Source organism: Viscerimonas tarda, assembly GCF_054601255.1.
On sequence record NZ_BAAHWV010000051.1, the window covers coordinates 1 to 14,684 of the forward strand.

Below are 14,684 nucleotides of genomic sequence, written 5' to 3' on the forward strand. Positions count from 1 at the left end.
GAAAATTTCAGACGCTTGGCTAAAGACTATGAATATACAATAAGCTCAAGTGAGGCTATGATTCATCTTGCTTTTATTATGATTATGCTCAATAAAATAAATCTCAAATAAAATTTAAACAGTTTCTAAATAATCATGAAGAAAAAGATTTTTGGCAGTTTGGCTATATTGGCTATCGCCGCAGTTACGGTGTTGAATGTGAATTTGGGTTCGCAAAAAGAGTTATTGTCTGATATTTCGTTGGCTAATGTGGAAGCGTTGGCGCAGGACGAGAGTGATACTTGGTTTTATATTTGTGTACCTGGAGCCCAAGCAATTTTTGATGGCGGACTTTGTAGTTCAGACAAGGTTTACTTTACACAAGGCGTATTTTATTTTTGTGATTTTTTGGTGTCCCAGTTTCCATCAGGCTATGATTATTGTTGGGACGGATTTGAAGGAGTCATATTTAATGAATGTACTAATACAGACAACCATTGTGAAGCCACAGAAATAAGTTGTAATTAAAATTTATGTAAATTACAAAGATTTGTAAATGTTCTTTTTGAAACCTATATAGCAAAATAAGTAAAATGATTTGTTACATCATATTATTCCTCAAATGAAAAATACATTAATTACCATTCTTTTGCTCGCAATGTTTTCCTGTTCTTCAGACAGAGTTACGATGAGACAGAATAAGAATCTGTATGTTATTGACATTGATGATAAAAAAGTTGAATCAATTTTTTTATCTTCCTTTTTCAAGACTGTGAAGCCCATTATACTAGAAACAAAAGACGAATGTTTAATTGGTTCTGTTGATGTTCTTCAGGTTTACGATGGACAGTTATTTATTCTTGACGTCAAGGTAAATAATCTTTTTGTTTTTGATATTAAAGGAAGATTTGTGCGGAAAATAGGAAATCGTGGAAATGGTCCTGGTGAGTATGCAAATGTGAGCGATTTTACCATTAATCCCAACAAAAATGAGATTTACCTGCTGGACCACGCTAAACATAATATACACAAGTACAATATTGCAACCGGGAGTTATATTGGCTCACTAAAGATGCATGGTGAAGATGTATGGCACACATATATTCAGTTTACCGATGATAAAATATATGCCAGCACGAAGGTGTATCCTGGTAAAAATAGAGACATGCGGGAATCGGATTTGCTGCAACAGATAGATATGAATGCTAATGAAAGAATATCCGGCTTACTTCCTGCTATTGAATATAATTTAGGATGGAATGCTCCAATGGTGCAAAAGGGTAGCTATTTTTATTCAAGAGTGTCATCTTCACCTAAATTTGTTCAAAAGTTTATGGACACGATTATGGTTTTGGATAAAAGTAATACGGTAATGCCTTTCCTTGTTGTCAAATCAAAAAAATGGGCTACACAAAGAGATATTAATGAATTAAGTGCCGCTTTTGATAAGGGGAATCATAGATTAGTCAATGAAATACTGTTCGATCGTGGTTTAACTTATGCTGTCAGTAAATTGGAAGAATGTCGGGATATGATATATTTTGAATGTTTTCATGACAAAAATTTATTACGTGTATTTTTTAACACTAAAACTAAAGATGTTCTAACAACATTCGTAATTCGAGATAATTTAGTATATCGCGAATTTGGCCCATCTCCACAATTTATGTGTAGCGATGATAAAGGTATTTATAGTTGCATAGATGAAAGTGGGCTAGGCCGATTTGGAGAATTGGCTAAAACCAATGGCCTGATTCCTGATTTGGATAAATTGAATGAATTGAAGCAAGTAACCGAAGATTCGAATCCGGTCATATTTTATTATGAGTTAAGGGATGGCTTGTCATTTGATGACATAAAGTATTAAATTCGATAAATACTCAAGTGGATTGTAAATCCGGCAGGACAGGGGATGAGGAAATACAGTTCACTTATTTGGAATTAGATAAACTTATTGAGTAACTATATCTTTTAGTTTTGGATTGTTCTATTCTGAAATATACAATTTTTATAATGAAAAATATACGAATTTTTGCGCTTGTATTTGTATCATTGTTTTTTCTCTCTTGTAAGAAAGAGGCTAAACGGATGAATGTGGAAAAATTGGTATCCGAATGGACAAATAAAACGGTTCATTTCCCAAACAGTATTCCTTGTTCTTTCATGAACAAGGATACTGTTTGTCTAGATTTGGCTACAACACCCTACAAGATATTGATTTATACCGATTCCACAGGTTGTACTAGCTGCAAACTGAAATTATATCAATGGAAAGAAATTATACAAGAGACCGATTCATTGATACCCAACAAGTTAAGTTTACTGTTTTATTTCCATCCCAAAGACACAAAAGAACTTAAATTTTTATTGAGGCGGGACAGATTGGAATATCCGGTATTTATTGATGAGCAAAACGAGATCAACCGTCTGAATAATTTTCCAACAGACATGATGTATCAATGCTTCCTGCTAGACAAAGAAAACAAGGTTGTAGCCATGGGCAATCCCACCATGAATCCAAAAATATGGGAGCTATACAAAAGCATTATACAGGGAGATACCACAGCAACAAACAACCTGAAAATAACCACTGTAGAACCCCAAGCCACCGAAATAGAACTGACCGATTTACGAAAAGGTCAAACAAGTAAAGCCTCATTCTTCCTTAAAAATACGGGCAAGCAGCCTTTAATAATCAACCATGTAGATACATCCTGTGGCTGTACTGTCCCCTCGTGGGAAAAGCAGCCCGTAAAACCAAGCGAAACCACCGAAATAAAAGTAGAAATAACGCCCGCCACCACCGGCTATTTCCAAAAAACAATTACCGTCTATTGCAATATTGAAAATAATTTTGTACACTTGTCAATCAAAGGAACGGCAGGCAATTAAAATTTCATATATTTAACATTATGTGATTAAACATTTAACTAAATATATTTGGAAATTACCCCCCCCCTTATATTTAGCTTTGCAGAGCAATAAACAGTAGTTTTTAACCATTTAATTAAATAATCATGAAGAAAAAGATTTTTGGCAGTTTGGCGATATTGGCTATCGCCGCAGTTACGGTGTTGAATGTGAATTTGGGTTCGCAAAGTAACAAGATGGGTGACATCATGCTGGCGAATATTGAGGCATTGGCGGATTTTGAATTCAATAATCAAAATTGGACTGATTCTGAGCAATGGTATAATGATCTCGACATGAATGGTGTAAGCGATCTTGATTGGCGTCCCGATTTAAACAACTGCATCAAAACTACTCAGACTTTTAACGGTCAAGCATATATCTTTTGGGGATACCAAATATCGTGTGTATCTGGTTATGGAAATTGTTTTGATGGAACCGGTTGTATCTAAAAAGAATATCCCAACCTGAGAAAAATACCCATACTTATGAAAAATCAAATTTCATTTATTTGGTATATTATCATATTTATATCGTTCATATCCTGTAACAATAAAAATATGGGGAATGTGATCACATCGAAAATTCTCTCCTCTAAATCATTACGGCAAATATACAATGCCGACATTATTACCATAGATAACACAAAATCCGAAATTGCTTCGTTCTCCCAAAGGGATAATAAACTGAAGGACATTAAATATATTCCACTAATATCGGGAGAGCCAATAGGTATTATTGACAAAATTGTTATTTATAAAGATCAAATATTTGTTTTGGATGCATACAAAAGCGAGAAAGTCTTTATTTTTAATATGGATGGAGAATTACTCAACACTATTGATAGTAAAGGTGCGGGGCCCGAAGAATATCGTGGATTAAAAGATATGAATATCTCAAAGGCCGAAGATTGTCTATTATTGAATGATCGTTTGTCTTTGCAGATGCTTTATTTTTCTTTAGATGGGAAGTTCCTGAAAAAGACAAAAAAAATCGCCAATGGTTATTTTGCGATTTTTGATGATAAAATTGTAAACCAACTGTCGTTCGGACAATCCTATGATCCAAAAATAAATTATCATATAGTCATATCTAAAAATGATTCGGTTATAGGAAAAGGATTCCCATTCTATCCTCTTCAAAATCAAGCAGTAAATCCCATGTTCAGCCCCTTACAGTATAATTTCAAAAACGAATTACTTTTTTGCCCGAATTTGTCAGATACTATTTACCAGATAATTAATGATTCATCCTATACGGCTAAATACGTTGTTAATCACAAGAAATCAATTTGGACTAAAAAAGACGACTCCCTAACGACTGAAGAATATCTTGATCTAATAAGAAAATCAGGATATACTCATTTGGTAGCGCCTATTTTGGAGACTGAAAATTTCGTTTCTTATCAAATAAGCTATGAAATGCTTAATATGATTACTCAACAGACATATTGGTATGATAAAAGAGAAAAGAAATCATTTGCATTTGAAAATACAGAAAATATTAAAATATGCTCCAATATCATTCCTGAACCAATATCCACTTGGGGCAATCACTATGTGGGACTAATTAGACCGGAGGTAATTGAACTTGAAAGAAATTTTATTAAAGAATCTGATTGGAGAATGGAGAATAAGATATTAAATGAATTGATAATGAAAGATGTTCCTAATCTTGAGGGTGTCGTAGTTCTATATGAATTTAATTGAGCAAAGTAAAATTCTAAAATGCCTATCAAAGTCATAATCCTATTTTTAATATCTTTACTACTCATCTCTTGTTCTTACAGTCCCAAGCATGACAAACTAAAAGAGATAGTATCCGAATGGACAAACAAAACGGTAAAGTTTCCAAACAGTATTCTTTGCTCCTTTTTGAGCAGAGATACTGTTTGTCCCGATTTGTCGGCAACACCTTACAAGATTCTTGTCTATACCGATTCCACAGGTTGTACCAGTTGCAAATTGAGGTTATACAATTGGCAGGCAATTATGCATGAAGCCGATTCGTTATTGCCCAACAAGTTAAATTTCCTATTCTACTTCCATCCAAAAGACACAAAAGAACTTAAATTTTTATTGAGGCGTGACAAATTGACATATCCGGTCTTCATTGACGAGCGTAACCAAATAGACAGCCTCAACCATTTTCCCAAGCAACAGCAATATCAATGCTTCCTGCTAGACAAGGAAAACAAGGTAGTAGCCATGGGCAATCCCACTATGAATCCAAAAATATGGGAGCTATACAAAAGCATTATACAGGGAGATACCACAGCAACAAACAACCTGAAAATAACCACCGTAGAACCCCAAGCCACCGAAATAGACCTGACCGATTTACGAAAAGGTCAAACAAGCAAGACTTCATTTTTCCTTAAAAATACGGGCAAGCAGCCTTTGGTAATCAACCATGTAGATACATCCTGTGGCTGTACCGTCCCCTCGTGGGAAAAGCAGCCCGTAAAACCAAGCGAAACCACCGAAATAAAAGTAGAAATAACGCCCGCCACCACCGGCTATTTCCAAAAAACAATTACCGTCTATTGCAACATCGAAAATAATTTTGTACACTTGTCAATCAAAGGAACGGCAGGCAATTAAAATTTCATATATTTAACATTATGTGATTAAACATTTAACTAAATATATTTGGAAATTACCCCCCTATTTAGCTTTGCAGAGCAATAAACAGTAGTTTTTAACCATTTAATATAAATAATCATGAAGAAAAAGATTTTTGGCAGTTTGGCTATATTGGCTATCGCCGCAGTTACGGTGTTGAATGTGAACCTTGCGTTCACAAAAGATCAGAAGATAAATATGAACCTTGCCGAATTGGATGCCCAAGCATGGGATATTGGAGAATGGTGGGATAGGCCGGATTATGACTGTGAACCTTTTACATGCGTTTTCCCTTTTGCGTCATGGGACATAACTATTTCTAAATACGTGGGTGCGGGAGCTGGGTCTCAACCTCATTCATGGTGTTGTATAAATGAATGTGTGAACAACAGTAACTATAATAATTATTAACTTTATTGTTTGAAAAACAAATCCAGGAGAGTTTCTTATAAAGCAAGAATTAGAAGAGTATCGAAATAACACCTCTTTAATCCTTGATTTGTTTTGGCGGACACTAGTGAATGTGTAGATAGTGTTAATTGTAAAAAAGGAACTGTCTTTCCAAGAGCAGAGATAGTTCTTTCTTATGATGTATAAAGACAGTTATTTACTCAAAAGATATATCTTAAATGTCTAATAATCGGATAAATAATATACTACTGAAATTATCTCAAATGAAAATATATAAATTATTTCTATTTATAGCGACAATCATCACATTATCTTCAGGTTGTTCACAATCAAAAAAAGATGGAGAGCAAATGAAATATGTTGCCTATAGTGATCCTTCTGTTAAAATAGACAGGCATATTGCCCCTCTAAAAATTGATATATTAGATCAGCCTTATTCTGACTTCTACGCAAATTTGGATTCCTTGAGAATTGTAAAATTAGAAACAAATGAGGAATCTCTGATAGGGAGCGTATCACGACTATTTATCATAAATAATACCTTATTTGTTGCCGATTATTTTAAAACAAAATCAATATTTGCATTTGATCTACAGGGCAATTTTCTGTATAAAATAAATAAAATTGGTAAGGGCCCAGGGGAATATTTAAATCTAAATATGGTAAACATTGATGAGAAACATATAGCTATATTGGATTTCCATTCATGGAAAATTATCAGATATGATTTATCTGGCAATTTGCTATTTGAAAAAAAGATTGATCCTTGTCCTGCCGATTTCATTGAATTTGGAGATAACAAAATGATATTTGCGTATCATAATTATTCCCCGAAAGTTCCATATCAGCTCACATTTAATGATTCTGATTTAAAAACTGAAGGAACAGCCATTCCTTTTAAAAATACAAGATACATAGTTGGCGAGTATCTTTCCGCATTCCAAAAAACAGAGAATGGCGATATATTGTATCATTATACTTTTTGCGATACTATATATCAAATCAAAGATTATGAAATAATACCTAAATATCATCTGTCATTTTATGCTCCATCAGAAATAGAGGCTTTTTATGAAAAAACGAAAAATTTGAATGAGACAGAGTTTAGTAGAGTAAAGATGAATTCTGACCTAGTGAGGTATTATTCGTTTATGGAATTAAAAGACATTTTATATGTCTATTATACAAAGGGTAAATTGAGTTATACGTCTTTAGTATCTAAGGATAATTTCAAAATTTATAATTCTGTTGCTGCAGATACTGAAAAAATGTTCGCATATATTCCATTTGTAATCAGCGGGTATCATCAAAACACCCTGTTGGGCTATATTGACGAATCATTCTTAAGCACCCTTAGTGCAGAAAATATGGAAATGTTTTATACCCATTTAAAGGATGAAGATATTCAAAAAATAAAGGAATTGGAAGATACTGATAACAATCCGGTGGTCTGTTTACTGCATGTGAAGAAGTTTTGAGATGATGAAAAACAATACGTTAATTTTTGTAATAGTTTGTTTCATAGCGGTAGGTGTAGTCTTGTTTTTTGAAGAAAAACGGATGAGCAGGGCAATAGCAGAAAAAGTAGAAATAGAGAAGAATATAGAGTATATGAAAAATCTGTGTTCATCATTCACATCAAGTATTAACGATTTCGTTTTGTATGATGATCTGGATATTGCTGATTGTGAAATTACAGACAGTGAGGGAAAACAACAAAAACTTAGCAATGTAATTATCTCAGAGAAGTTAATTATCTATTTACCCGAAATATCGTGTACGTCATGTTCCGATGGCGAAATAAATATACTTAACTCATTTTTTTCGGAAAATGAAAAAGGTAATATTGTTGTTGTTGCAAATTTTAGAAGCAACAGGGAATTGAAGATATTCGAGAAAAATGCGGGAATAAAGACATATGGAATTGCAAAAGAAGAGCAGTTTCCATCAAGGACTTTAAACGGCAGTATTGTCCTTTTCCTGCTTTCAGATTCTTTCAAAGCCTCTTGTCTGTTCATACCGGATAGAACATACGGCAAATTATCTGAAATATATTACGAAGCAGTAGCGAACAAATTCCAAAAGCAATCCAATTAGAAAAATAAGACAACTGTAATAGCTATAACCTCAATGAAAGAGAGAGCGAAACATGTAGTTAAAAATATATTGCAATGGAGCCTGATTATCATTGTATCCCTTATGGTTGCCTTATCTTTTCGTATTTTTATTTTTTCGACGTTCAAAATTCCATCCAAATCAATGGAGCCAACTATTATTCCGGGCGATCATATCCTGGTCAATAAACTGGTGCCCGGCCCTCGCATTCTAAAGAATCTTGATCTGTTGGAAAAAACAGGATACCTGGATATTTGGCGACCGAATCTGTTTTCTATTGAGCGTAACGATGTACTGGTTTTTAATTTTCCATGGAACAAAACCATCGAAAATCTGAACATTTATTATGTGAAACGCTGTGTAGCGATTCCTGGTGATACATTTTATATCGAAAATGGCATAAATAAAGTGATGAATTTAATCACTGTTTTGGGAAATAGCGCTATTCAAAATGAACTGTCAACAACGGATGATAATAAATTTGTACCCGGGTTATATAGATGTTTTCCGCATGATTCAATATATGGATGGAATATTAAGAACTTTGGGCCAATTTATATTCCTAAAGCGTTTGATATGTTACATATAGACGGCTTGAATATCAAACTTTATAAAAATATTATCGAATACGAAACAAATAAAAAAATAAGAGTAAAAAATAATGAGATTCTATTGAACGACAGTCTAATATGGGAATACAAGCTTCTTCAAAACTATTACTTTATGGCCGGAGATAATGTTTTCGATTCGAAAGATTCTCGCTACTGGGGTTTGTTACCCGAAGACCATATTGTAGGCAAGGTCGCATTTATTTGGAAATCGGAAGACACTGAAACAGGAGAAATCCGGTGGAACAGAATTCTTAAATTGATAGAATGAAATTATCAAATAATGTATCAGTGTGGTATTTTTTATTATCTTTACGCTAGTAAAAGGAATGAAAACAATGGTACAAGGAATAACCATGAAAAAAATCACACTATTGCTAGTGGTATTTCTCGCCATCTGTGCTTGTTCGTCCTCTACAAAAGAGGAAGAGACGGGTGCAAGTGGCGAAACATCCGAAATAACAGACGAAATAACCAATGTCAAGGCGATACATCTTTCGCTTTCGGACTTCAACCACGAGCTGATTTCCAACGGAACGGTTTCGGCACGCAAGAAAGCCGAGCTCAAATTCCTGACTTCCGAAAACGTAACGGCAATCCATGTCAAGAATGGCGACCGGGTAGTCAAGGGGCAAAAGATAGCCTCATTAGACCAGTTCAAACTAAAAAACAGTCTGGTTCAGTCCCGGGACAATATGGAAAAGGCGCGCCTTGAATTGCAGGACGTTTTGATTGGTCAGGGCTACACGCTGGCCGATTCGTCTAAAGTCCCCGAAGCAGTCATGAAAATAGCCCGCCTCCGAAGCAATTACGACCAAAACGTCAATCAATACGAGCTGGCGGAATACAACTACAAAAATTCCATTCTGTACGCTCCTTTTGATGGTACAGTCGCCAATCTGTTTGCCAGGGAATACAACGTTCCATCCGGTCAAGAGCCATTCTGCACCATAATAGACATCAACAATCCCGAAATCGTTTTCAATGTCCTCGAAAATGAATTGCCGCTCGTTCAGGCAGGCGACAAAATCATGATTTCGCCCTTTGCCATAAGCAGCTACTCGACCGATGGACGGATAACGGAAATAAATCCGGTGGTCGATAAAAACGGGATGGTCAGGGTAAAGGCGGTAGCAAATTCCCCGAAAGACAAATTGTACGATGGCATGAACGTGAAAGTGCGCATTCAACGGACATTGGGCAAGCAACTGGTTATACCCAAAGAAGCCCTCGTGTTGCGGACAAACAAAAAAGTAGTTTTTACGATGAAAGACGGCAAAGCCTTGTGGAACTATGTGGAAACGGGCATGGAAAACTCCACAGGCTATGTCGTTAGCGAAGGATTAACAGCCGGAGACAGCGTGATTTATGAAGGGAATATCAACCTGGCGCACGAATCGCCGGTGAAGCTGATACCTTAACACACAACAAACAATCAGGGTATGATCAAATTCCTTATCGAACGTCCCATCGCTGTATTCATGTCATTTACAGCCTTTTTCATACTGGGTATCATCACCTACCTCAACGTGCCGGTATCCTTGTTGCCCGATATTGACATCCCCGAGATCACCGTACAAATAGCCGGAAAGGACAATTCGGCCCGCGAACTGGAAAATACGGTTGTAGCGCCGGTCAGGCAGCAACTGCTTCAAATCGGCAAACTGCGCGACATTCAATCCGAAACAAGGGACGGTTCGGCAATCATCCGGCTGAACTTCGAGTATGGTACAGATACTGAGCTGGCTTTTATTGAGGTCAACGAAAAAATAGATGCGGCCATGGGTCGCATACCCAAGGAAATTGACCGTCCGCGCGTTGTAAAGGCCAGCGTTACCGATATTCCCGTCTTCAACCTGAACCTGACCCTGAAAGATGAAAGCGCCATACAAGGTTTTAACGAGGCCGAATTTCTCAACCTGAGCGAGTTTTCCGAAACCGTTATCAAGCGGCGCATCGAGCAGTTGCCCCAAGTGGCGATGGTGGACATGACCGGGCTGGTCTATAAGCAAGTAGTGATTACGCCCGATGAAAATAAATTGAAAATGTCGGGCATTAGCTTGTCGGAGATAGAGAACGCATTGAAGAACAACAACATCGACCCGGGCAGCATGACTGTCAAGGACGGCCATTACGAGTACAGCATAAAGTTTTCGGCGCTCATGCGCACCACCGGGGATATTCAAAGTGTTTATATCCGGAAGAACGACAAAATATACCAGCTCAACGATTTAGCCAGGGTTGAGCTGGCGCCCGAAAAGGAAAGCGGAATGGCTTTCTTCAATGGAAAACGGGCTATCTCGCTGTCGGTCATCAAGCAGGCCGATGAGAACATGGACAACCTGAAAACCGCATTGGATAAAACAGTCGGGCAATTACGCAGGAACTATCCCAATGTTTCATTCGATGTGTCTCAAAATCAAACCGAGCTGCTGGATTATACCATTTCCAATCTGAAACAGAACCTCTTGCTTGCCTTCATCTTCGTCTGCATTGTCTCGGCCTTGTTTATGAACGATGTAAAATCGCCCTTGATTATTGGATTGGGCATGTTTATATCACTAATTATCAGTCTTCTGTTTTTTTATCTGTTCCATATTTCGCTGAATGTAGTTTCCCTGACAGGATTGATTCTGGCCTTGGGGATGATGATAGACAACTCCATTATTGTAACCGACAATATCGGGCAATACCGGAAAAAAGGTCTGTCGCTGGATAATGCGTGCATAAAGGGAACTAATGAAGTGATTGCGCCAATGCTAAGTTCCTCGTTTACAACCATATCGGTATTCGTGCCATTGATATTCCTGAGCGGAATAGCAGGGGCCATCTTCTTCGATCAGGCATTTTCTGTTGCCGTAGGTCTTTTGGTATCTTATGTTACGGGAATAAGTTTGCTGCCAGTATTGTACAAAATGGTCTATTCTTTAAAAACGCCCTCTTTTCTGAAAAACAGGAGAATTGATGTGTTAATAAAAAGAAATAACCCTAAAAAAGACGTAGAAGAATCTGTTCACGAACAAATTTATCATCGTTCTATCGAATGGATTTTTGATCATAAAGTGTTAACAACTGTTATTATGCTGGCCGTTTTCCCCGTATGTTTCGGTTTGTTTGTGATGATACCCAAAGAAAAGATGCCCGATATAAGTCAAAATGAAATATTACTGAATATCGAATGGAACGAGAACATCCATATTGACGAGAATAAAGGGCGTACAATCAATGTATTGAACACGATAGGAACAGATGTGCTGGAAACTTCCGCCCTGATTGGACGGCAGCAATACCTGTTGAACCGTCAACGGGAAAAAACCGTTTCCGAATCGGAAATTTACATTAAAACCCGGACAATGGACGATATTCCGGCGCTGAAACAAAGTGTGGAAGCCTATTTTCAGAAGAATTATCCACAGGCCATTATATCTTTCTCTCCGGCAGTAACCATATTTGAACGGATATTTGTAACAGGCGAACCGGAACTGGTAGTTGAGTATTATGTTAAAAACAAAAATACTGTTCCCGATATTGAATCAACCCGCCAACTGGCTGATATTACGGCGCAAAAGGCTGGCCAACAACCCACGGGAATATCCTACCAGAAACAGCTGAATCTGTATATAGACAAGCAAATGTTAATTTTGTACGGCGCTTCTTATAGCGATATATACCAAGCCTTAAAAACCGGATTTAAGGAAAATGAATTTTCTACTTTGCGTTCTCAACAGCAATATTTGCCCATTATATTGGGAAATGAGGAAAAAGATGTGCGCGAGGTGATTGATAACACCCTGATTTACACCACCAACGATGCTAGCGGTAAAAGAAACAGCCTGTCATTGAGCGCTTTTGTCAGTGTGGTTGCTTCGGAAGACACCAAGAGCATTATTGCAGGAAAGAATGGCGAATACATACCTTTCAACTTCTATGAAACAGACCGCCCCGAACAAATAATGGAAAACCTGAGAGCCGGCATGGAAGAAAACAGCGATTGGGATGTGGACTTTTCAGGAACATTTTTCTCCAATAAAAAGATGATTGGCGAACTGATGATTATCTTGTTCATTTCCATCATGTTAATGTATTTCATTCTTGCCGCCCAGTTCGAGAGTTTTATCCAACCCCTGATTGTGTTGCTTGAGATTCCGATTGATGTTGCTGCCGCCCTTGGCTTGCTTATCGTACTGGGGCACAGCCTCAACCTGATGTCGGCTATCGGCATTGTGGTAACCTGCGGTATTATCATAAACGACAGCATCTTGAAAGTGGACATTATGAACCAGCTCCGAAAAGAAGGACTGCCGTTGATGGATGCCATTCACGAAGCCGGACGAAGAAGGTTGAATGCCATCCTGATGACAAGCCTGACATCCATCGTCTGTATGGCTCCCCTGCTGTTCAGCAGCGACATGGGCTCGGAACTCGAAAAGCCGCTTGCCATTGCCACTATTGGCGGTATGCTTATCGGAACGCCGGTTAGCCTGTTTGTCGTTCCACTGGTGTATTGGCGGATTTACAGGAGAAAAGATCGTAACTAAAGTGTGTATTGTATTAAAACAGGGGTATTAAATTGACAAAGTCAATTAATCACCCCTAATGCTTTATACTGATAGATTACATTTACAGCGATAAGTATCAAATCTCTATCACCTATGAAAGCAGGCATACTTTCAATCTGTTTATACTTGTGTATCTTGACTTTACAGGCTCAGGACGGTGCATCTGCTAAACTGTCAGGCTTCGTTAGAAATATCAACTCGTTCAATTACTTAAATCCGCAGGAGAAAGTGTATCTGCACTTTGATAATACGGGTTATTACAAATCGTGATAATTGTTTTTGTTTCTTGCATTTGTGTTTCCATAAATTCGACTCGGTATTGGTCATTTACTTTTGATGAAATGCCTTTCTTGTTGCCTTTTAACTTTTCGTAGTGCAAAAATGCTACTTTTGTCTTTAAATTCGCAATAAATCGAATTTATTCTGTGGTTTTATTAACGAAAAGTTAAAAATAACAAGATTTATTTTTCTGACTAATTGCATTTTTGTTTACCTTTGCTACAATCTTAAAACTCAAAGCGTTGAGTTTGGATGGACATATTTTGATTAATAGAAGCATTTTATATTATCCTCACTTAGAAATCTGACAATTTCAAAAAGCAACGAGGATGATAAGCAGATGTTCCATGTCTTTGTATATACAAGAGGCATGGGACTGTTTGCTTATTTCGTTGCTGGGCTTTGTCAGAGCCTCTAAGTGAAATAAGTATAACAGTTCCCATGCTTCTTTTTATTTTGTAAAATTCTCTGAGGGGGCGAGGGGAAGTGAAGATTATGGAAAATAAAATTTCAAGATTCAAGATTGTTCTTGACTTTACAGATGAAGCAAAAGAGGAACTTCGTAATTGCCTGAATATTATTGATGACTTTTTTAAGGAGTGTTGTGGCGGAACTAGTAAACACAAAAAGATTAAATTACTTGTAATTTTTCTCGCTGTTGGATTGTCTGTTCAGGCACAGCAGGCTGTTGTTGCAGCCGGAGGCGCCGCAGAGGGTAGCGCCAGTTCGGTAGATTATTCGATTGGACAGCTATTTTATACCACAAATGAGAGTGAGGAAGGAACGGTTTTTTCGGGGATACAGTTGCCGGATGAATTTTATTCAGAGACAGAAGTCATCACATTGACTGAGGTTAACAAGACGAATTTTTCGGTATTTCCAAATCCTACCGTTGATGTATTGAACTTACAGATTGATAATTATTTGGACGCAAAATGGAGTTATCAACTGCTCAATGTAAGCGGGATGTCTTTGAAAACAGAGCTAATTAACGTTGGTATAACATCTATTTCTATGCAAGGCTTAGTTCCAAATATCTACATTTTAAGAATTATAAGAGATAAGAAAAACATTAAACCCTAACTCCGCTTAATTTAGGTAGTCTATTTGAATTTTGGCGAACAGCCTCTGTGTTTTCTGGGTGATTTCGGACAGGCGCCATTGGTTTCTTATCTTCATTTTGTAAATTGCTTTTGAGA

At 37.0% G+C, this 14,684-nt stretch carries 14 protein-coding genes; all 14 read left to right on the plus strand.

Going from position 1 to position 14,684, the window contains the following annotated elements; all coding sequences use genetic code 11:
* Positions 1-135: 135 nt before the first annotated feature.
* The 14 genes from ACYPWY_RS14385 (at position 136) to ACYPWY_RS14450 (ending at position 14,568) form a co-directional block, all read left to right on the plus strand.
* Positions 136-507, plus strand: coding sequence for an NVEALA domain-containing protein (locus tag ACYPWY_RS14385; RefSeq protein ID WP_459686241.1), 372 nt, complete (start codon positions 136-138; stop codon positions 505-507).
* A 94-nt stretch (positions 508-601) separates the two neighbouring features.
* Entirely contained in the window at positions 602-1,846 is a 1,245-nt protein-coding gene (locus tag ACYPWY_RS14390) for a 6-bladed beta-propeller (RefSeq protein ID WP_459686242.1), read from the plus strand.
* 221 nt (positions 1,847-2,067) lie between these two features.
* A complete protein-coding gene (locus tag ACYPWY_RS14395) occupies positions 2,068-2,871 on the plus strand; it encodes a DUF1573 domain-containing protein (RefSeq protein ID WP_459686243.1) in 804 nt (267 codons plus the stop codon).
* Positions 2,872-2,996: 125 nt separating this feature from the next.
* Positions 2,997-3,341, plus strand: coding sequence for an NVEALA domain-containing protein (locus tag ACYPWY_RS14400; RefSeq protein ID WP_459686244.1), 345 nt, complete (start codon positions 2,997-2,999; stop codon positions 3,339-3,341).
* A gap of 36 nt (positions 3,342-3,377) precedes the next feature.
* On the plus strand, positions 3,378-4,598 hold the full coding sequence (locus ACYPWY_RS14405) for a 6-bladed beta-propeller (protein ID WP_459686245.1): 1,221 nt from the start codon (positions 3,378-3,380) through the stop codon (positions 4,596-4,598).
* 18 nt (positions 4,599-4,616) lie between these two features.
* Complete coding sequence (locus ACYPWY_RS14410; protein WP_459686246.1) at positions 4,617-5,492, plus strand: DUF1573 domain-containing protein; 876 nt, start codon at positions 4,617-4,619, stop codon at positions 5,490-5,492.
* Between the two features lie 120 nt (positions 5,493-5,612).
* Positions 5,613-5,924 carry a hypothetical protein gene (locus ACYPWY_RS14415; protein WP_459686247.1) on the plus strand — a complete coding sequence of 104 codons (312 nt, stop codon included), beginning with the start codon at positions 5,613-5,615 and terminating at the stop codon, positions 5,922-5,924.
* A 263-nt stretch (positions 5,925-6,187) separates the two neighbouring features.
* Positions 6,188-7,402, plus strand: a complete 1,215-nt coding sequence (locus ACYPWY_RS14420; RefSeq protein WP_459686248.1) for a 6-bladed beta-propeller — start codon at positions 6,188-6,190, stop codon at positions 7,400-7,402.
* A gap of 1 nt (position 7,403) precedes the next feature.
* On the plus strand, positions 7,404-8,021 hold the full coding sequence (locus tag ACYPWY_RS14425) for a hypothetical protein (protein WP_459686249.1): 618 nt from the start codon (positions 7,404-7,406) through the stop codon (positions 8,019-8,021).
* Between the two features lie 33 nt (positions 8,022-8,054).
* Positions 8,055-8,918, plus strand: a complete 864-nt coding sequence (gene lepB, locus ACYPWY_RS14430) for a signal peptidase I (protein WP_459686250.1) — start codon at positions 8,055-8,057, stop codon at positions 8,916-8,918.
* 85 nt (positions 8,919-9,003) lie between these two features.
* Positions 9,004-10,068, plus strand: coding sequence for an efflux RND transporter periplasmic adaptor subunit (locus tag ACYPWY_RS14435; RefSeq protein WP_459686254.1), 1,065 nt, complete (start codon positions 9,004-9,006; stop codon positions 10,066-10,068).
* A gap of 21 nt (positions 10,069-10,089) precedes the next feature.
* Positions 10,090-13,185, plus strand: a complete 3,096-nt coding sequence (locus tag ACYPWY_RS14440; protein WP_459686251.1) for an efflux RND transporter permease subunit — start codon at positions 10,090-10,092, stop codon at positions 13,183-13,185.
* Between the two features lie 114 nt (positions 13,186-13,299).
* Positions 13,300-13,476 (plus strand): hypothetical protein, encoded by a 177-nt coding sequence (locus tag ACYPWY_RS14445; RefSeq protein WP_459686252.1) that lies wholly within the window; start codon positions 13,300-13,302, stop codon positions 13,474-13,476.
* A gap of 504 nt (positions 13,477-13,980) precedes the next feature.
* Positions 13,981-14,568 carry a T9SS type A sorting domain-containing protein gene (locus ACYPWY_RS14450; RefSeq protein WP_459686253.1) on the plus strand — a complete coding sequence of 196 codons (588 nt, stop codon included), beginning with the start codon at positions 13,981-13,983 and terminating at the stop codon, positions 14,566-14,568.
* Positions 14,569-14,684: the final 116 nt, after the last annotated feature.